The sequence below is a fragment of the Streptomyces sp. NPDC091281 genome (genome assembly GCF_044757425.1).
Classification (GTDB): Bacteria; Actinomycetota; Actinomycetes; order Streptomycetales; family Streptomycetaceae; genus Streptomyces.
The window spans coordinates 772,237-791,589 of record NZ_JBIVUY010000002.1 but is presented as its reverse complement, the minus strand read 5'-3'; the positions used below and the strand labels follow the sequence as shown (position 1 = coordinate 791,589).

Below are 19,353 nucleotides of genomic sequence, written 5' to 3'. Positions count from 1 at the left end.
GGGGGTGGTGCGGTGAGGGGGGTGCGGTGAGAGCGGGCGGGCGGGGCGGCGGGGGCCGCCTCACCGTCGGTCACGCTCCCGCGACGCCGTCGGGCGGTGCCGCGGCGTCAGACGATGTCGCGGACGTGGTGCTCACTCAGGTCGGACGCGTGACGGGCGACTGTGCGGTAGTCGGCGTCGTCGTGGAGGACGGCCAGGCCGTGGTGGGCGGCGGTGGCGGCGATGAGAAGGTCCACCGCCGAGGCGCTGCGGTGCTCACCGGCTCGGGCCATCCGGTGCTGCACCGCGCTGATCCAGCGGCCCGCGTTCTTCGGCACCGGAACGTCGGGGTACAGGTCCGCGAACATCTCCACGATCTCGTCGTACTCACGGCTGTTGCGAGCGCTGTGGAGAAACTCTGTGCGCTGCGGGTAGCAGGACGCGACGGCTCCGGCGTCGATCGCGTCGTGGTAGGCCGATTGCAGAGCCGGGTCGCGGAGCAGCCGCACCAGGCCGGACCTGTCGAGCAGATAGATCAACGGTTGTTCTTCTCCGCCGTGTGGAGACGCTCGGCGTCCTCGACCGCACCCCACTCGACCGCGCGCTCGAAGTGCCGGCGGATGCGCGCGGCTCGCTCCTGCTGCTCGGCGTAGAAGTGCAGCGCCAGATTGACCGCCTCCTTCTTGGTCCTGACCTTGGACAGGGCCATGGCGCGCTCCAGGGCGTCGTCATCGATGTCGATCTGGGTCACGGACATGCGGCACCTCCCGCGCGATGTTGGTTATGTACATAGAAGAATACGTCACCAACATTGACGTCTCAACGCCTGCGCGCCACTTCCGGGCACGGCGGGCCGGATCGACGTACTCGTCGCGCCCCAGGGCGCCCCTCACCCGAACGGCACCGCGTACCGCACCACCACCACGCCCAGGGCGACGACCGCCGCCGCCTCGGTCACGGAGAGCACCAAGAGGCCCGCCGAGAGGTCTCCCGCGGCCCAGTAGACGATGAGGCCGCTCAGGGGGACGACGCAGAAGGCCAGGAGGTCGACCGCGCACTGGGCGGCCTTGCGGGAGTAGCGGCGGTGGTCGGAGCGGTGGAAGTGCTCCCAGCCGAACGCCTCGGTCTGGCCCGCCAGTACGGCGAGGCGGGGGGCCAACTCCCCGCGCACGTACCGGCCGATGGCGGAGATCTTCTCGTCGTTGACCAGGTAGGTCCAGCCGAGCACCACGCACACCGGCGGCAGCGCGAGCAGCATCTCCGGTTGGCTTGCCTGGGCCGCCGCGGCGATGACGGCGGCGACCACGGCCAGGGTCACGTACAGCAGGTTGTCGCGGAACCCGATCCGCGCCTTCTGCTCGTCCTTCACGCTCTGGTACTCGGCGAGCATCAACTGCCCTGCGGTGACGTCCTGTTCGGCCATACCCGACCCGCCCCTTCCCCCGGTGGACATGGCAGTACTTTACGGGCGTGGCGGTACCTTGAGGGGGTGCCGGAGACGAATCGCACCGTTCCCACCGTCGTGGTCCTCACCGCCCTCCCCGTGGAGTACGACGCGGTACGCGCCCATCTCGCGGTGCGGGCCGAGGACGAGCTGATCCTGGGGGACGGCACCCGACTGGAGCGGGGCGCGCTGCCCGGCACCCCGTGGACGGTGGCGCTCGCCGAACTCGGCGAGGGGGCCCTGACGACGGCCGCGCTCACCACCCGCGTCGTCACCGAACTCGCCCCCGAGGCCCTGCTGTTCGTGGGGGTCGCGGGCGGGCTGAAGGAGGACCTGGAGATCGGCGACGTCGTCGTGGGCACCAAGGTGTACGCGGTGCACGGCGGCAAGCAGACCCCGGAGGGCCTGCTGACCCGGCCGGAGAGCTGGCACGGCTCGCACCGGCTGGTGCAGGCGGCGCGCGCGGCACTGCGCGGACTGGACGGCGTACGCGGCCACCGCAAGCCCCTCGCCTGCGGTGACGTGGTGCTGGCGGACGAGCGGTCGGCGCTGCGGGAGTACATCCGGCGGACGTACAACGACGCGTACGCGATCGAGATGGAGGGGTCGGGCGCGTCCCACGCGGCCCATCTCAGCGGGCAGTTGGACGCGCTGGTGATCCGGGGGATCAGCGATCTCGCGGACGCGCGCAAGTCCGCCGGGGACGCGGCGGGCGCGCAGGAGCTGGCGGCGGGTCAGGCGGCGAAGGTCGCGGTGGCCCTGCTGCGCAAGCACCGGCCGCGCACCCCCGCCGCCCCGCCGGACCCGTCGCCCGATCCCACCCAGGACCCGTCGCCCCCGCCGCGGTCCTCGCCGCCCCCCGGCGGGGACCATGTCGACTTCCGGGGCGGCACGTTCCACGGCCCGGTGATCGGCAAGATCACCGGCTCGCCTTGAGACCACCGACTCCAAAGAGGGCACCCGGCCCCCTTCTCCTCCCCCGACGGGACTAAGGATTTCCCTAGTTACCCGCGGTTCGCCCCCCTCACGGGCCACTCTGCCCGAACGGACCGTAGTCAACGATGATCGAATTCCCTACCGTGTGCCCGTGCCCCCACTGAACCATCCCAGCTCAGAGCCCTGTACGTCCTTCGGCGCCGCGATCGCCCGCCGACTGCGCGAAGGCCTCGGCCTCACCCCCCACCACGTCGCGCACAGCCTGCGCAGCTCCTTCGGCGTGCCCTACGCCTCGCCCGAGCTGGTGGCCGCCTGGGAGAGCGGGGACCGGCTGCCGACCGAGGCCGAAGTCGCCGCGCTCGCGGGCGTGTTGTGGTGCGCGCCCGCCGATCTCACCGGACGCCGCAACGTACTGCGGGAGTTACGGCTCGCGCGCGGCCTCGCCCCCGAGGAGATCGCGCGGAGCGTCGGCATGTACTTCCTGTCGTACGTCCGCATGGAGGACGCGGGCGTGTGGGACGGCAACCGCCGCCAGTCCGCCGCGCTCGCCCGGCTCCTGGACCTGACGTTGCCCGAACTGATCGCGCTCACCGGCCGGGAGGGCGAGCTGGACGCGCTGCTGCGGGACGCGGTGGGCACCCGCTGGCAGCCCTACGTCCAGCCGATCGCCGACATCGTGCCGCTGGACCGGCGGCTGCTGTCGACCGCGCTCCAGGAACTGCACCAGGACTTCCGCGAGCAGGCGCCCGCCGACCGGGGCCGCGGGCCCGGCGGTCCCGCGGGCGAGGCCGTCACCCAGTTCCTGGACCGCATCGTCGACCGGTTCTGGAGCACGGTCGAGGTCCACGCCGCCTGACAGCCACGAGCACCTGAGACGTACGGACACGCACCGGCGGCCGGGCCACCCGGCCGCCGCTACCCGCGCCCCTGGGGCAACGCGGTCTAGAAGACCGACTCCGCCTCGTCCATCCGGTACTGCGGCACCCGCTTCAGTTCGGTGACCGCCTCCGCGAGCGGGACCATGACGACGTCGGTGCCGCGCAGGGCGGTCATCCGGCCGAAGACGCCCTGGTGGGCGGCCTCCACCGCGTGCCAGCCGAAGCGGGTGGCGAGGACCCGGTCGTAGGCGGTGGGGACGCCGCCGCGCTGGACGTGGCCGAGGATGACCGGGCGGGCCTCCTTGCCGAGCCGCCGCTCCAGCTCGTACGCGAGCGCCGTGCCGATGCCCTGGAAGCGCTCGTGGCCGAACTGGTCGATGGCGCCCTTGCCGTAGTCCATGGTGCCCTCGTGCGGGTGGGCGCCCTCGGCGACGCAGATCACGGCGAACTTCTTGCCGCGCGAGAAGCGCTCCTCGACGAGCTTGACGAGGTCCGCCGGGTCGAAGGGGCGCTCGGGCAGGCAGATGCCGTGCGCGCCGGCCGCCATGCCGGACTCCAGGGCGATCCAGCCCGCGTGCCGGCCCATGACCTCGACGACCATGACCCGCTGGTGGGACTCGGCGGTGGTCTTCAGCCGGTCCATCGCCTCGGTGGCGACGCCGACCGCGGTGTCGAAGCCGAAGGTGCGGTCGGTGGCGGAGATGTCGTTATCGATGGTCTTCGGGACGCCGACGACCGGCAGACCCGCGTCGGACAGCATCCGGGCCGCCGTCAGGGTGCCCTCGCCGCCGATCGGGATCAGCGCGTCGATGCCGAAGTCGCGGATCATGTCGGAGGCGTTCTCGCAGGCCTCGCGGAGCCGGTCGCGCTCCAGCCGGGAGGAGCCGAGGATGGTGCCGCCGCGGGCGAGGATGCCGCTGACCGCGTTCAGGTCGAGGACGCGGTAGCGGCCGTCGAGGAGTCCGGCGTAGCCGTCCTCGAAGCCGATGACCTCGTCGCCGTAGTTGTCGACCGCCCGGTGCACGACCGAGCGGATGACTGCGTTCAGCCCGGGGCAGTCGCCGCCTGCGGTGAGAACTCCGATGCGCATCGTCCTGTGTCTCCTGCTCGCTGTGGGTACCGGTGAGCCAACGCGATTGTTTCATGCCCCGGAGGTGACCCGCGTTGGGCAGGCGCCTTATCCCCGGCGAAGGGTATTGTCAAGAGGGTTCTGCTCACCTCGGTGGGCGATTTTTGTGGGCCGGACGGCGGCACCCGCCCCCGGACGGACCAGCGGGAACGAGCACGGCCGCCCGTGCGACGGCCGACCCGACGGCGGGCACGGCGGCGGGCACGGCGACCGACCCGGCGGCGGGCACGGCAGCCGGCACCAGAGCAGCACGACGACAGGCACGACAGCAGGACGGAGAGCACGCGTGACGCGCAGCGTGTACGTGACCGGGATCGACCGCGGCGACGGCCGCCAAGTGGTGGAACTGGGGGTCATGGAACTCCTCACCCGGCAGGTGGACCGGGTCGGGGTGTTCCGCCCCCTCGTCCACGACGGCCCCGACCGGCTCTTCGAGCTGCTGCGGGCCCGCTACCGGCTGGCGCAGGACCCGTCGACCGTCTACGGCCTCGACTACCACGAGGCGTCCACGCTCCAGGCCGAGCGGGGCACCGACGAACTGGTCTCCACCCTCGTCGACCGCTTCCACCGCGTCGCCCGCGCCTACGACGTCGTCCTCGTCCTCGGCACCGACTACGCCGACACCCAGTTCCCGGACGAACTGGCCCTCAACGCCCGGCTGGCGAACGAGTTCGGCGCGTCGGTGATCCCGGTGGTCGGCGGCCGGGGCCAGACCGCCGAGTCGGTGCGCGCCGAGACCCGCAACGCCTTCCGCGCCTACGACGGCCTCGGCTGCGACGTCCTCGCCATGGTCACCAACCGGGTCGCCCCCGAGGACCGCGACGCCATCGCCGCCCGGCTGGAGTCCCGCCTGCCGGTGCCCTGCTACGTCCTGCCCGACGACCCGGCGCTCGCCGCGCCGACGGTCGCGCAGGTCAGCCACGCGCTCGGCGCGAAGGTCCTGCTCGGCGACGACTCGGGCCTCGCCCGCGACGCCCTCGGTTTCGTGTTCGGCGGCGCGATGCTGCCGAACTTCCTGCACGCCCTGACCCCCGGGGCGCTCGTCGTGACGCCGGGCGACCGCGCGGACCTGGTCGTCGGCTCGCTCGCCGCGCACAGCGCGGGCACCCCGCCGATCGCGGGCGTCCTGCTCACCCTGGGCGAGGTGCCGAGCGCGGAGGTGCTCAAGCTCGCCGCCCGCCTCGCGCCGGGCACCCCGGTGCTGTCGGTCGAGGGCAACAGCTTCCCCACCGCCGAGCAGCTGTTCTCGCTGGAGGGCAAGCTCAACGCGGCCACCCCGCGCAAGGCGGAGACCGCCCTCGGCCTCTTCGAGCGGCACGTCGACACCACCGCGCTGCTGGGCCGGGTCTCCGCGCCGAGCAGCGACCGGGTCACACCGATGATGTTCGAGCACACCCTGCTGGAGACGGCCCGCTCCGACCGGCGCCGCGTCGTCCTGCCCGAGGGCACCGAGGAGCGGGTGCTGCACGCGGCGGAGGTGCTGCTGCGGCGCGGGGTGTGCGACCTGACCCTGCTCGGCCCGGTCGACGCGATCCGCAAGAAGGCCGCCGACCTCGGCATCGACCTCGGCGACGTCCAGCTGATCGACCCGGCCACCAGCGAGCTGCGGGACTCCTTCGCCGAGAAGTACGCCGCCCTGCGCGCCCACCGGGGTGTCACCGTCGAACTCGCCCACGACGTCGTCGCGGACGTCAACTACTTCGGCACGCTGATGGTCCAGGAGGGCCTGGCCGACGGCATGGTGTCGGGGTCCGTGCACTCCACGGCGGCGACGATCCGGCCCGCGTTCGAGATCATCAAGACCAAGCCGGACGCGTCGATCGTCTCCTCGGTGTTCTTCATGTGCCTCGCCGACAAGGTCCTCGTCTACGGCGACTGCGCGGTCAACCCCGACCCGGACGCGGAGCAGTTGGCGGACATCGCCATCCAGTCGGCGGCCACCGCCGCCCAGTTCGGGGTGGCGCCGCGGATCGCGATGCTGTCGTACTCCACCGGCACCTCCGGCTCGGGCGCCGACGTCGACAAGGTGCGCGAGGCGACCGAACTGGTGCGGGCCCGGCGGCCCGACCTGCGGATCGAGGGGCCGATCCAGTACGACGCGGCCGTGGAGCCGACGGTCGCGGCGACCAAGCTGCCCGGCTCCGAAGTGGCGGGCCAAGCCAGCGTGTTGATCTTCCCCGACCTCAACACCGGCAACAACACGTACAAGGCCGTGCAGCGTTCGGCGGGCGCGATCGCGGTCGGCCCGGTCCTCCAGGGCCTGCGCAAGCCGGTCAACGACCTGTCCCGCGGCGCCCTCGTCCAGGACATCGTCACCACCGTCGCCATCACCGCGATCCAGGCCCAGACCCTCGACCGGGCCCGGACCGATCCGGCCCCGGCCCCCGAACCGGCCCCGACCTCCGAGCAGAAGGCTTCCGCCCCGTGACCGGCACCCGCGTCCTCGTCCTCAACTCCGGCTCCTCGTCGCTGAAGTACCAGCTGCTCGACATGGGCGACGGCGGCAGGCTCGCGCAGGGCCTCGTCGAGCGCATCGGCGAGGAGAGCTCCCGGCTCAAGCACACGCCCCTGCGCGCGGGGGCCTCCGCCGCGTCCCGCGAGCGCACCGGCCCCATCCCCGACCACGAGGCCGCGCTGAAGGCCGTCGCCGACGAACTCGGCCGGGACGGACTCGGCCTCGACTCCCCCGAACTGGCCGCCATCGGGCACCGGGTGGTGCACGGCGGGCAGCGCTTCACCGAGCCGACGGTGATCGACGACGCCGTCCTCGCCGAGATCGAGCGGCTGATCCCGGTGGCCCCGCTGCACAACCCGGCCAACCTCACCGGCATCCGCACCGCGCGGGCGCTGCGCCCGGACCTGCCGCAGGTCGCCGTCTTCGACACCGCGTTCCACACGACGATGCCGGAGGCGGCGGCCCGCTACGCCCTGGACACCGCCGTCGCCGACGCGCACCGGGTGCGCCGCTACGGCTTCCACGGCACCTCGCACGCGTACGTCTCGCGGGCGACGGCGCGGCTGCTGGGGCGGGCGCCGGAGGAGGTGAACGTCATCGTGCTGCACCTGGGCAACGGGGCGTCGGCCTCGGCGGTGCGCGGCGGGCGGTGCGTGGACACCTCGATGGGGCTGACGCCGCTGGAGGGACTGGTCATGGGGACCCGGTCCGGAGACCTCGATCCGGCCGTCATCTTTCATTTGGCGCGCGTTGGCGGAATGTCCATCGACGAAATCGACACTCTCCTCAACAAGAGGAGCGGGCTGATCGGCCTGTGCGGCGACAACGACATGCGGGAGATCCGGCGGCGCGTCGACGAGGGCGACGAGCGGGCGAAGCTGGCCTTCGACATCTACATTCACCGCCTCAAGAAGTACATCGGCGCCTATTACGCGGTGCTCGGCCGGGTGGACGCGGTGGCGTTCACGGCCGGGGTCGGGGAGAACGCGGCACCGGTGCGCGCGGCGGCCGTCGCGGGGCTGGAGAGCCTGGGCCTCGCGGTGGACGCGGACCTGAACGCCGTACGGGGTGACGGGGCGCGGCTGATCTCGCCCGCGGGCGCGCGGGTGGCGGTGGCCGTGGTCCCGACGGACGAGGAACTGGAGATCGCCACGCAGACCTACGCATTGGTGAGAAAGACAAACTGAGCAGGAAAGCAACTGAGCGCGTTCCCGCCCATTTGTATCTTCCGCCAGACGGAATATTCCGGAGCGAAACAAACCGATAGGATCGCCCCATGCGCCGTTCGAAAATCGTCTGTACTCTCGGCCCCGCGGTCGACTCCCACGAGCAGCTCGTGTCGCTGATCGAGGCCGGCATGAACGTGGCCCGCTTCAACTTCAGCCACGGCTCGCACGCCGAACACCAGGGCCGGTACGACCGGGTCCGGGCCGCCGCCAAGGAGACCGGCAACGCCATCGGCGTGCTCGCCGACCTCCAGGGCCCCAAGATCCGGCTGGAGACCTTCGCCGAGGGCCCCGTCGAGCTGGTGCGCGGTGACGAGTTCACCATCACCGCCGAGGACGTGCCCGGCGACAAGACGATCTGCGGCACCACCTACAAGGGGCTGCCCGGCGACGTCTCGCGCGGCGACCAGATCCTCATCAACGACGGCAACGTCGAGCTGAAGGTCCTGGACGTCGAGGGCCCGCGGGTGCGGACGATCGTCATCGAGGGCGGTGTCATCTCCGACCACAAGGGCATCAACCTGCCCGGCGCCGCGGTCAACGTGCCCGCGCTGTCCGGGAAGGACGTCGAGGACCTGCGGTTCGCGCTGCGCATGGGCGCCGACCTGGTCGCGCTCTCCTTCGTCCGGGACGCCAAGGACGTGGCCGACGTCCACCGCGTGATGGACGAGGAGGGCCGCCGGGTCCCCGTCATCGCCAAGGTGGAGAAGCCGCAGGCGGTGGAGAACATGGAGGACGTCGTGATGGCGTTCGACGGCGTGATGGTCGCCCGCGGTGACCTGGCCGTCGAGTATCCGCTGGAGAAGGTCCCCATGGTGCAGAAGCGCCTGGTGGAGCTGTGCCGCCGCAACGCCAAGCCGGTGATCGTCGCGACCCAGATGATGGAGTCGATGATCACCAACTCGCGGCCGACGCGCGCCGAGGCCTCCGACGTGGCCAACGCGATCCTGGACGGCGCCGACGCGGTCATGCTGTCCGCCGAGTCGAGCGTGGGCGCGTACCCGATCGAGACCGTGAAGACGATGTCGAAGATCGTCGCCGCGGCCGAGCAGGAGCTGCTCTCCAAGGGCCTCCAGCCGCTGGTGCCGGGCAAGAAGCCGCGCACGCAGGGCGGTTCGATCGCCCGCGCCGCGTGCGAGATCGCCGACTTCCTCGGCGGCCGGGGCCTGGTGGCGTTCACGCAGTCCGGCGACACCGCGCGCCGTCTGTCCCGCTACCGCGCGGCCCAGCCGATCATCGCGTTCACCACCGACGAGAACACCCGCAACCAGCTCGCGCTGAGCTGGGGCGTCGAGTCGCACGTCGTGCCGTTCGTGAACAGCACCGACGAGATGGTCGACCTGGTCGACCAGGAGATCCTCAAGCTCAACCGCTTCACGCCGGGCGAGGTCGTCATCATCACGGCCGGTTCGCCCCCCGGCGTCCCCGGCACCACCAACATGGTCCGGGTGCACCACCTGGGCAACGGCGGCACCGACTGACCGCTGCGACACCGACGTCCCCCGGCGGCCCCGACCCCGCCGAGGGCACGTACGACACCGAGGGCGCTCCCTGTGACAGGGGGCGCCCTCGGTGGTTGTGCGGCTCCCGAACGGGTCCGACGGGGTGCGCGGTCGTCGGCTACTTGGTGTTGTAGACGCGCATCCCCGGTATGTGGAGGTCGCCGCCGAACTGCGCGGCCTGCACCACCTTCACCTTGGTGAAGTAGATCAGCGGGATGTTGAGGGGCGGCGGGTGCTCCGGGTCGAAGGTGACCGGGATCAGCCCGAACAGGTTTCCCGAGATGCTCTGGGTGTACATGATCGTGTCGCCGTTGCGGATGGTCGACGTCGTGCCCGAGCCGGCCTGGACGTGGTAGGTCACGCCCTCCTGCTTGTCGTCGACGGTCTGGTGCAGGTCGCCGATGTCGGTGCCGTCGGAGATGACGTACTTGAGCACCTTCTTCTTGGTGCCGTTGGCCGTCTTCACCTCGACGACGCCCTGGTAGTCGGCGCCCTTGAGCAGCAGCGAGCTGGCGTTGAGGTACCACGGGTCGTCCGCGAGCGGCAGCTTGTTGTCGACGCCGCTCTCGTCCTCGGTGGCGACCGGGCAGTCGTTCACGTCGGTGGAGGCGCTCGCCGACGGGCTCGGGCTCGGGGAGGCGGAGGCGGAGGGGTCGTCCTCGGCGCCTTCGTCGGCCGTGTCGTCGCCGTCGGCCGCGGCCTTGTCGTCCTCGGCGGACGTCCCGGCCTGGTCGGTGGAGTCGGCCTTCTCGTCCTCGGCGGCGGTCCCCTTGCCCGACGTCTCCTTGCCGGAGGCCGCCTTGTCCGGGGTGTCCTTGTCCGACGTCTCCTTCCCGGCGTCGTCCTTGCCGGAACCGGCGTCGGCGGACGCGGACGGGGAGGGCGACGCGGACGGCTGTCCGGCCGGTGCGCCGGTGCCGGTGTCCTTGTCGGCGTCGTCCTTGCCGTCGAACAGATCGGTGATCGCGTCGCCGATCGTCTCCAGCAGGTTCTTGTCCTCGGCGGACGGCGCGGGCGCGGGGGCCGGGTCACCGGCGGAGGGCTCCTGCGCGGACGGCGCGGGGGCGGTGTCGTCGGAACCTGAATCCGACGAACCCGAACCCGACGTGCCCGTGGAACCCGATCCGGCCGACGCGTCGCCACCGGAGGAACCGGAACCGCCGCCGGAGGAGCCCGTCGCCCCGCCCGCGCCGTCGCCGCCGTCGGAGGCGCCGTCGCCGGAGTCGTCGTCCGGGTCCGAGGAGTTGGACGGCGACGGCGAGGCGGAGGGCTCGGCGCTCTCGTCCTTGTCGTCCTTCTTGTCGTCCTCGGTGGCCTTGTCGTCGGCCTTGTCGGTCTGCTCGGCGTCCTTGAGGGCGTCCAGGCAGTCCTTGTACTCGTCGATCGTGAGGCTCTTCGACTTCGGCTGGTCCTCGGCGTTGGCGAGGGTAGGCGTGAATCCCATGCCCATGAGGACGGCGGTGGGCATGGCCGCCAGGGCTATCGCCTTGCCGGCCGGCATGTGGAGCCTGGTGAACAGCGGCTTCTTCGGTGCCGCGTGGCGGGGCCCGGTTCTCACGCGGGCAGCGTCCACACCGCTCCCGGTGGTCACCTCGTCAGCCGGCACTGTGCCTCCCGTTCGCCCCGTTGGCCGGGCTCGTTCCTGACAGATCGTTCGGCTCGGCGGCGCCGTCGGCGTCCTTGGTGAGGGCCGGGCCCGTGCGGTACGGGTTCTCGGTGGGCGCGGCCTCGGGGGCGTCGCCCTGCGGGTAGGGCGCCGCCGTGGGCGTGTCCCCCGTGTCGAGGCGGGGACCCGGCACCGTCCCGGACGCGGGCGGCTCGCCCGGGGCCCAGGAGATCGCCATCGCTCCGCCGATCAGGGCGAAGAAGAAGCCGATGAGGAAGCCGCCGAGGTTCGACACCGGGATGGAGACCAGACCGAGCAGGATCGCCGCGACACCCGCGAAGACGCGGATGTGCCGCTGGAACCAGAGGCTGATCCCGAGCACGCCCAGCAGCACCCCGATGATGAGGGAGCCGGCGCCGGCGGTCGTCGCCATCGCCAGCGTCAGGTGGCCGATCTGGAGGTTCGCGTAGGGGAAGTACGCGATGGGAAAACCGCTGATGAGGACGAACAGGCCTGCCCAGAACGGCCTTGTGCCCCGCCAGGCGCGGAACTGCTGCCTGCGGCGTTCGAACTGGCCGGGGGCGGCAGAGGTCTCGGCGCTCATGGAAAACAGCTCCCTGGTGCGGCGTTGCTGTGGTGGTGAGTGGTACTCCGGGCAGGGGCCCGGCGCTTCGGCGAAGCGGGCGGACTGGACGGGCGGGGGCGCCACCGGCTCCCCCGCCCGTCAGAGGGTGCTTAGTAGCACTCCTTGACGCCCGTCGACAGCGACATCTTCAGACCGCTGAGCTTGAAGGTTCCGGCGGTGGTGGCCCACGCCGTCTGCTTCACGTCGGTCAGCGTGGCCGACTCGGCCTGCTGGGCGAACCCGAACGGGTTCGCGGTGTCGCCGCTCTTGACGCCGGGACCCTTGTTGAGGTCCTTGGCGGCCACACCGATGTCGATGTTCTTGAACGTGGCATCGGCGCCGAGTTCCTCGACGTCGATGAACAGGTTCTCGGCCTCGACCGGGGTACCGCCGCCGCCCGCCTTCAGCGTGAGGCTGACCGAGCCGAGCAGCGGGATGTTCGGGGTGACCACGGACTGGCACATGTTCGTGATCGAGGCGTTCTTGAACGCCGAGACCGCGACCGGGTGCGCCGTCTTCTTGCCGTCGAGCGTGTAGCCCGAGTCGATCGCGCCGTACTGCGAGAAGCCCGTACCGACGAGCTTGTCCGCGGTGACCTTGAACGACTGGCCCGACACGCTGAACGACGCGGCGAGCGCACCCTGTGCGAGGGCGACGCCTATGCACGCCGTGGCGGCGACGCTGGGCACCATGACCACAGCGAACCGCTTCCATCTGGTCCCGCCACGCACCTGGGACTCCATATTTCCTCCTTCTCGGACGTACATCTCCTGGCCCTGACTCGCCTCCGGTACGGCGGCTCAGCCGGGCAGGGATGGGAGAAGTGCTACGTCCTCGGGAAGGAGAGCGCCCGTTGCGTCCAGGCGCGTACCCGCGTCCGGATCACCGGCGATCACCCCCGAGCGACAACCACTGGTCGCGCCTGACACGCATCACGCACAACCTTGCTGGACAGGCTTCGTCGTGACGAAGACCCCCCTGTCCAAGGGATGGCGCCACGGGCGCCGGCCCTGCTCGGTGGGGACCCAGGAAAACCCGTTGACCCAACCGGCTGCCGGGGTACGGGAATGGACCGAGCGTGGCCGATCGTGGTGCATTCTCGCCGCCCGCACAAGGGGGTTCGTTACTCGCTAGTAACGGCCGGATAACCGCGCGACGACCGGGCGGTCTCGACCGGCGACGCTGGGTGGCAATCATGCCCAGAACAAAACTATGGATCGACGGACAGAACCCGACAGAAACCCGGCCTCGACTTACTTCAAGTAACAGCGGCCGCGATTACCAAGATTTGGTAAAGCGCGGCCGCAGGGGAACCAAGGAGACAGACCAGCCACCCCGGTTTCAGGGGCACTGAGCCCCCGTCAGGGTCAGAACAGCGCGCGTGCCAGGGCCCGCCGCGCGGCGCTCACGCGGGGGTCGTCCGGGCCGACCACCTCGAACAGCTCCAGCAGCCGCAGCCGTACGGCGTCCCGGTCGTCCCCGGCCGTGCGGCGTACGGTGTCGACGAGCCGCCCGAAGGCGTCCTCCACGTGTCCGCCGACCAGGTCGAGGTCGGCGGCGGCGATCTGCGCCTGCGCGTCGGCCGGGTTGTCCGCGGCTGCCTTGCGCACCTGCTGCGGGTCCATGTCGCCCACCCGGTGCAGCAGTTCGGCCTGCGCGAGACCGAGCGCGGCCTCGGTGTTGCCCGGATCGTCGGCCAGCACGTTCTGGTAGGCGCGGACGGCACCGCCGAAGTCCCCGGCGTCCAGGGCCTGTACGGCGGCCTCCAGCAGGGCGTCGTGCGGACCGGCCGGCTCGGGCTCGGCCTCCACACGCTCGCCCGGGTCGGCGTCCGGGTCGACGGTCAGACCGGTCAGGCCGAAGCGCTGCTCGGCGACCTGCACCAGCTGGTCGAGGGTCTGGCGGATCTGGGCCTCGCCCGCGGCCCCCTGGAAGAGCGGCAGGGCCTGCCCGGCGACGACGGCGAACACGGCCGGGATGCCCTGCACACCGAACTGCTGCATCAGCATCTGGTTGGCGTCGACGTCGATCTTGGCGAGCAGGAAGCGGCCCGCGTACTCGACGGCGAGCCGCTCCAGGACCGGGCTGAGCTGCTTGCAGGGCTGGCACCACTCGGCCCAGAAGTCGATGACGACGGGCACCTCGGCGGAGCGCTGGAGGACGTCCCGCTCGAAGCCCGCCTCGTCGACGTCGATGACGAGGTCGGCGGGCGACACGGCCCCCGTCCCGCCCGTCCGGGCGGATTCGGCGCGCGCCTGCTCCGCCTTCGCCTTGGCCTCCTGGGCCGCCTTCACCGCGGCGAGGTCGACGACCCCGCTCATGGACATGTTCCGTGGCTGCATGCGTCTATCCTCCCCCGTCCGCACGCGTGCGTGAAAAGCGTTCCGAAATGAGCACCCGAAGGTGCCGGTGGACGCCCGGGTCCCCACCCCGCGTCCGTCGCGCACCACCCGTGTACGTCCGTCACGGGCTTTCGCTACGAGTCGTAGCGTAATGGCACCGAGTGCCGTGCCGGGGGCGGCCCCGGGTGATCTGCCTCACGGCGACAGGGCGGGCGGCACTCCGCGGGAGCGCGGTTATGGTCGGGGCATGCAGAGCCGCAGCCCCCTTTGCCGGAAAGGTCGCCCCCGGAGCGCCGCCGCCGACGCCGCCATCCTGGCCGCGACGCGGGAGGCGCTGGTGGACCTCGGCTGGTCGAAGCTGACGCTCGGGGACGTCGCCACGCGGGCCGGGGTGGCGAAGACGACGCTCTACCGGCGCTGGGCGGGCAAGAACGAGCTGGTGCTCGACGCGGTGGCGGAGCTGTTCCACGAGCTGGAGCTGCCCGACCGGGGCAGTCTGGCCGCCGACATCGAGGGCGTGGTGCTCCAGTTCGCCGCGATCCTCGCCCGGCCGGAGGCGCGCAGCGGGCTGATGGCGGTGGTGGCGGAGTCGACGCGGGACGACGCGTTGCGGGAGCGCATCCGGGCGGCGGTGGTCGATCCGCAGAAGGATCTGGTGACGGAGGGGCGGGCTCGGGCGCGGGAGCGGGGGGAGATTCCGCCGGATGTCGATGCCGCGGAGGCGGCTCGGAAGGTGGATCTTGTGTTCGATGTGGTGGCGGGGGCTGTGGTGCATCGGACGTTGGTCAGTGCGGAGCCTGCGGACGAGCGGTGGGTGGGGGAGTTCACGCGGCTGCTCGTGCTGGGGTTGGCGGGGGCTTGAGCCCCGGGGGTGGTTCGCCCCCGCCGCCCCTTCCCGTCCCGAACCTGGGGGCTGCCGCCCCCAGACCCCCGCTTCGGCCCTTAGAGGGCCTCGTCCTCAAACGCCGGACGGGCTGAAAAGATCCGGCGTTTGAGGGGGTTCTAGAAGCCCGCGGGCTCCACGTAGATGCCCCACTCCTCCCTCAGGACTCCGCAGATCTCGCCGAGGGTGGCCTCGGCGCGGACGGCGTCGAGCATGGGGGCGATCATGTTGCCGCCGTCGCGGGCGGCGGTGAGCATGGCGGTGAGTCCGGCCTGTACGGCCGCCTCGTCGCGGTGGGTGCGGCGGGCGGTCAGGGCGCGGACCTGTTCGCGTTCGACCTCGTGGCTGACCCGCAGGATCTCCAGGTCGCCGGTGACCGAGCCGGTGTGGGCGTTGACGCCGACGACGCGCTTCTCGCCCTTCTCCAGGGCCTGTTGGTAGCGGAACGCCGACTCGGCGATCTCGCCGGTGAACCAGCCGTCCTCGATGCCGCGCAGGATGCCGGAGGTGATCGGGCCGATGGGGTGGCGGCCGTCGGGGTGCGCCCGCAGGCCGCGTTCCTTGATCTGCTCGAAGATCTTCTCGGCGTCGGCCTCGATGCGGTCGGTGAGCTGCTCGACGTACCAGGCGCCGCCCAGCGGGTCGGCGACGTTGGCGACGCCGGTCTCCTCCATGAGCACCTGCTGGGTGCGCAGCGCGATCTCGGCGGCCTGCTCGCTCGGCAGGGCGAGGGTCTCGTCGAGGGCGTTGGTGTGCAGCGAGTTGGTGCCGCCGAGGACCGCGGCGAGCGCCTCCACGGCCGTACGCACCACGTTGTTGTACGGCTGCTGCGCGGTCAGGGAGACCCCGGCGGTCTGCGTGTGGAACCGCAGCCACTGCGCCTTGTCGGTCCGCGCGCCGTAGACCTCGCGCATCCAGCGCGCCCAGATGCGGCGCGCGGCACGGAACTTGGCGATCTCCTCGAAGAAGTCGAGGTGCGCGTCGAAGAAGAAGGAGAGGCCGGGGGCGAACACGTCGACGTCCAGGCCGCGGGAGAGGCCGAGTTCGACGTACCCGAAGCCGTCCGCGAGGGTGTACGCCAGCTCCTGCGCGGCCGTCGCCCCGGCCTCCCGGATGTGGTAGCCGGAGACGGAGAGCGGCTTGTAGGCGGGGATGCCGGTCGCGCAGTACTCCATCAGGTCGCCGATCAGGCGGAGATGGGGCTCGGGCTGGAAGAGCCACTCCTTCTGGGCGATGTACTCCTTGAAGATGTCGGTCTGGAGCGTGCCGTTGAGGACGCCCGGGTCGACGCCCTGGCGTTCGGCGGCCACCAGGTACATGCAGAACACGGGCACGGCGGGCCCGCTGATCGTCATGGAGGTGGTCACGTCGCCGAGCGGGATGTCCTTGAAGAGGACCTCCATGTCGGCCGCCGAGTCGATGGCGACCCCGCAGTGGCCGACCTCGCCGAGCGCGCGCGGGTCGTCGGAGTCGCGGCCCATGAGGGTCGGCATGTCGAAGGCCACCGAGAGTCCGCCGCCGCCGTTGGCGAGGATCATCTTGTAGCGCTCGTTGGTCTGCTCCGCGTTGCCGAACCCGGCGAACTGGCGGATGGTCCAGGTCCGGCCCCGGTACCCGGTCGGGTGCAGCCCGCGCGTGTACGGGTACTCGCCGGGCCAGCCGATCCGCTCGAAGCCCTCGTAGGTGTCCCCGGGGCGTGGCCCGTAGACCGGCTCCACGGGGTCACCGGAGAGCGTGGTGAAGTCGGCCTCGCGGGTGCGCGCGGCGTCGTACCGGGCCTGCCAGCGTCGGCGGCCCTCCTCGATGGCGTCAGCGTCCATGCCACCGAATTTACTAGGACGTCCTAGTAAATGTCGATGGCAGACCGCCGTACGGGTTTCCGTACGGCGGCGGGCGGCCGATCGCCGCAGGTCCGGGCGCCGGGCCGGGAGCGGCGGGCGCCGGGCCGTTTCCGCCTCGGGCCTTCGCCGTTTCCGCCTCGGGCCTTCGCCGTGTCCGGCTTACGCCTTGGCCGTGACCGGGGATGCGTCGGTGGCCTTGGCGTCCAGTTCGCGCGTGATGTTCCGCTCGACGAAGAACGCGGCCGTCGGCACGGTCCCGGCGAGCAGCACCCACAGCTGCTTCCGTACCGGCCACTTCGCCTTGGAGCCCAGGTCGAAGGCGAAGACGAGGTAGACGACGTAGAGCCAGCCGTGCGCGATGGAGACGACACGCGTGACGTCCGCGGCCCCGTCCAGGTCCAGCACGTATTTGCCGATCATGCACAGGCACAGCAGCACCAGCAGCACACCGGTGACGTAGGCCATGACGCGGTAGCGGGTCAGCACGCTTCGTTTCATGGCGTCGAGCGTATCCAGGCGTTCCGGGCGATCTTGCCCCGGGGCACCCCTCGGGGCACCCGTCGGGGCATCTCTCGCGGCGCCCCTCGCGAGGGGTCCGCGCGGGCCCCTGCGGGTGGGCTCAGCTCTCGTCGAAGTCCTGGGCCGAGACCCGCAGCGGCCGGAGCATCGCGAAGATCTCCGCGCACTCCTCCGCGTCGTACGCGCCCAGCCCGAAGTCCATCGCCATCAGGTCGCGGGTGGCCGCCTCGACCACCTCGCGGCCCTTGTCGGTGATGACGGCGAGGGTGCCGCGGCCGTCGTTGGGGTTGGGGCGGCGGGCGACGAGACCGGACTTCACCAGGCGGTCCACGGTGTTCGTCACGGACGTCGGGTGCACCATCAGCCGCTCGCCGATCTTCGACATGGTCAGCTCGCCCTCCTTGGAGAAGGTGAGCAGCACAAGCGCCTCGTAGCGCGCGAACGTCAGACCGTACGGCTTGACCACCGCGTCCACCTCGGCGAGGAGGATCTGGTGGGCGCGCATGATCGAGGTGATCGCGGCCATGGAGGGCACGCTGCCCCAGCGTCGCTTCCAGAGTTCGTCGGCGCGGGCGATGGGGTCGAAGGGGAGGCTGAGCGGCTTGGGCACGGCACCAGACCCTACCCGGCGGTCATATCGCGGTCAGCACCGTCTCGTTCCTCGGTCCCCCGGGCCCGCCGCGCGCCCTTCCGCGGTCCGTCGGCGCCCGCCCCGGCGCGGCGCGCCTCCCACGCGAGCAGCACGCACACCGCCGTACCGAGGACGCCCGCGCCCGCGACGGCCGCCGGGACGCCCGCGACCTCCGCCGCGACCCCCGCCAGCGCCATGCCGACGCCCTGGAAGGTCATCAGCCCGGCCGAGAGCAGCGTCATCGCCCGCCCGCGCAGCTCCTCCGGCACCGCCCGCACGAACCACTGGTCCACGCCCAGGGTGTACGCCGCTCCCGCGCCGGAGACCACGAGCAGCAGCACGGACACGACGAGGCCGGGCCGCAGGGCGTAGCCGAGGTACGGCAGCAGGGTCAGGCAGACCAGCGGCAGCGCGATCCGTTCCCGGACCGCCGGGCGCAGCCGGGCCCCCGCGAACACCTCGCCCGCCAGCGTCCCGACGGGCAGCGCGCACATCAGCAGGCCCAGACCGGCCGATCCGGCGCCCAGTCCGTCGGCGTACGGCGCCGCCAGCGCCTCGGGGGCCACGGCGAAGGTGGGCGGCAGCCAGAAGAGGAGCAGCAGGACCCGCACCCGGCGGTCGGCCAGGACGTGCCGGGCACCGCGCAGCGAGTCGGCGACCAGGGCGCCGCCGGTACGGGCGCGGGCCGGGCGGCGGCGGGTGCCGACGCGCAGGAACGCCGCCGAGGCGAGGAAGGTGCCGACGGTGATCAGCAGGGCCTGGCGGGGCGAGGCGGCCGTGAGGAGCAGTCCGCCGAGGCCGTAGCCGACGAGGAGGCCGCTCTGCGCGGTGATCCGCAGCAGGGAGCGGCCGAGGACGAAGAGGTCCCCGTCGCCGAGGATGTCCGCGAGGGTGGCCATCCGGGTGCCGGAGAAGACCGGCGCGACGGCGGCGAGGCAGCAGCGCAGGACCAGCAGCACCGCGATCGGCGCGCCCGGCGCCGCCATCGGCACCACGCAGGCCGCGCAGACCAGGTCGCAGACCACCAGCACCCGGCGGGCCGGGAAGCGGTCCGCGACACCGGAGAGCAGGGTGCCGCCGACGACGTACGGCAGGAAACCCAGCGCGAGGGTGAGGGCGCTCAGCAGCGGGGAGCCGGTCAGGTCGTAGACCAGCACGGAGAGGGAGATCTCGGCGACGACCAGGCCGAGCATCGACAGCACGTGCGCGGCGAACACCGCGCGGAACTCGCGCACGGCGAAGACGGCCGCGTAGCCGGTGCGGGGCGGGGTGGGAGCGGCGGAGGGGGTGGACGCGGTGGAACCGGTCGGGGCCGGTGGTGGGGGCGGGGCTGACATGAGGAGCAGCGTGCGGGGTG

18 protein-coding genes are annotated in these 19,353 nt (G+C 71.8%); 6 read left to right on the top strand and 12 right to left on the bottom strand.

From position 1 onward, the window contains the following. Positions 1-107 precede the first annotated feature (107 nt). From ACIQPQ_RS08060 to ACIQPQ_RS08050, 3 genes are all read right to left on the bottom strand, one after another. Positions 108-518: a PIN domain-containing protein gene (locus ACIQPQ_RS08060; RefSeq protein WP_401301114.1), complete on the bottom strand. Its 411-nt coding sequence runs from the start codon at positions 516-518 to the stop codon at positions 108-110. Then, positions 515-736: a type II toxin-antitoxin system VapB family antitoxin gene (locus tag ACIQPQ_RS08055; RefSeq protein ID WP_401301111.1), complete on the bottom strand. Its 222-nt coding sequence runs from the start codon at positions 734-736 to the stop codon at positions 515-517. The genes ACIQPQ_RS08060 and ACIQPQ_RS08055 overlap by 4 nt, the downstream gene beginning before the upstream one ends. Before the next feature lie 132 nt (positions 737-868). Next, entirely contained in the window at positions 869-1,402 is a 534-nt protein-coding gene (locus ACIQPQ_RS08050; RefSeq protein ID WP_401301108.1) for a hypothetical protein, read from the bottom strand. 66 nt (positions 1,403-1,468) lie between these two features. Between ACIQPQ_RS08050 and ACIQPQ_RS08045 the strand changes: the two genes are divergently transcribed. Continuing rightward, positions 1,469-2,359 (top strand): nucleosidase, encoded by an 891-nt coding sequence (locus tag ACIQPQ_RS08045; protein ID WP_401301105.1) that lies wholly within the window; start codon positions 1,469-1,471, stop codon positions 2,357-2,359. Positions 2,360-2,510: 151 nt separating this feature from the next. Continuing rightward, the gene (locus ACIQPQ_RS08040; RefSeq protein WP_383779321.1) at positions 2,511-3,215 is read left to right on the top strand and encodes an XRE family transcriptional regulator; all 705 of its coding nucleotides are present in this window, start codon (positions 2,511-2,513) and stop codon (positions 3,213-3,215) included. 86 nt (positions 3,216-3,301) lie between these two features. On the opposite strand, the gene ACIQPQ_RS08035 is transcribed toward ACIQPQ_RS08040, so the two are convergent. Next, entirely contained in the window at positions 3,302-4,327 is a 1,026-nt protein-coding gene (locus tag ACIQPQ_RS08035) for an ATP-dependent 6-phosphofructokinase (RefSeq protein WP_383779320.1), read from the bottom strand. Between the two features lie 325 nt (positions 4,328-4,652). Here ACIQPQ_RS08035 and pta point away from each other — a divergent pair, with 325 nt between their 5' ends. From pta to pyk, 3 genes are all read left to right on the top strand, one after another. Next, positions 4,653-6,794: a phosphate acetyltransferase gene (pta, locus tag ACIQPQ_RS08030; protein WP_401301101.1), complete on the top strand. Its 2,142-nt coding sequence runs from the start codon at positions 4,653-4,655 to the stop codon at positions 6,792-6,794. Then, positions 6,791-8,008, top strand: a complete 1,218-nt coding sequence (locus ACIQPQ_RS08025; RefSeq protein ID WP_401301098.1) for an acetate kinase — start codon at positions 6,791-6,793, stop codon at positions 8,006-8,008. The genes pta and ACIQPQ_RS08025 overlap by 4 nt, the downstream gene beginning before the upstream one ends. An 89-nt stretch (positions 8,009-8,097) precedes the next feature. Next, positions 8,098-9,528, top strand: a complete 1,431-nt coding sequence (gene pyk / locus ACIQPQ_RS08020) for a pyruvate kinase (RefSeq protein ID WP_401301095.1) — start codon at positions 8,098-8,100, stop codon at positions 9,526-9,528. Positions 9,529-9,667: 139 nt separating this feature from the next. Here the strand turns inward: pyk and ACIQPQ_RS08015 are convergent, their stop codons facing one another. From ACIQPQ_RS08015 to ACIQPQ_RS08000, 4 genes are all read right to left on the bottom strand, one after another. Further along, the gene (locus ACIQPQ_RS08015) at positions 9,668-11,155 is read right to left on the bottom strand and encodes a hypothetical protein (protein WP_401301092.1); all 1,488 of its coding nucleotides are present in this window, start codon (positions 11,153-11,155) and stop codon (positions 9,668-9,670) included. Continuing rightward, positions 11,145-11,759, bottom strand: coding sequence for a DUF6114 domain-containing protein (locus ACIQPQ_RS08010; protein ID WP_383779312.1), 615 nt, complete (start codon positions 11,757-11,759; stop codon positions 11,145-11,147). The genes ACIQPQ_RS08015 and ACIQPQ_RS08010 overlap by 11 nt, the downstream gene beginning before the upstream one ends. Positions 11,760-11,890: 131 nt before the next feature. Next, positions 11,891-12,523: a DUF6230 family protein gene (locus ACIQPQ_RS08005; RefSeq protein ID WP_383779311.1), complete on the bottom strand. Its 633-nt coding sequence runs from the start codon at positions 12,521-12,523 to the stop codon at positions 11,891-11,893. Between the two features lie 624 nt (positions 12,524-13,147). After that, a complete protein-coding gene (locus tag ACIQPQ_RS08000; protein ID WP_383779309.1) occupies positions 13,148-14,122 on the bottom strand; it encodes a tetratricopeptide repeat protein in 975 nt (324 codons plus the stop codon). A gap of 247 nt (positions 14,123-14,369) precedes the next feature. On the opposite strand from ACIQPQ_RS08000, the gene ACIQPQ_RS07995 reads away from it, so the two are divergent. After that, positions 14,370-14,984, top strand: a complete 615-nt coding sequence (locus tag ACIQPQ_RS07995; protein WP_401301087.1) for a TetR/AcrR family transcriptional regulator — start codon at positions 14,370-14,372, stop codon at positions 14,982-14,984. Between the two features lie 140 nt (positions 14,985-15,124). Here the strand turns inward: ACIQPQ_RS07995 and ACIQPQ_RS07990 are convergent, their stop codons facing one another. The 4 genes from ACIQPQ_RS07990 to ACIQPQ_RS07975 form a co-directional block, all read right to left on the bottom strand. Beyond that, a complete protein-coding gene (locus ACIQPQ_RS07990; RefSeq protein ID WP_401301084.1) occupies positions 15,125-16,825 on the bottom strand; it encodes a methylmalonyl-CoA mutase in 1,701 nt (566 codons plus the stop codon). A 180-nt stretch (positions 16,826-17,005) separates the two neighbouring features. Beyond that, positions 17,006-17,344, bottom strand: coding sequence for a DUF3817 domain-containing protein (locus ACIQPQ_RS07985; protein WP_401301081.1), 339 nt, complete (start codon positions 17,342-17,344; stop codon positions 17,006-17,008). A gap of 121 nt (positions 17,345-17,465) precedes the next feature. Next, the gene (locus tag ACIQPQ_RS07980; protein ID WP_383779304.1) at positions 17,466-17,975 is read right to left on the bottom strand and encodes a MarR family winged helix-turn-helix transcriptional regulator; all 510 of its coding nucleotides are present in this window, start codon (positions 17,973-17,975) and stop codon (positions 17,466-17,468) included. Positions 17,976-17,986: 11 nt separating this feature from the next. Further along, positions 17,987-19,333 carry an MFS transporter gene (locus tag ACIQPQ_RS07975; RefSeq protein WP_401301077.1) on the bottom strand — a complete coding sequence of 449 codons (1,347 nt, stop codon included), beginning with the start codon at positions 19,331-19,333 and terminating at the stop codon, positions 17,987-17,989. Positions 19,334-19,353 lie beyond the last annotated feature (20 nt).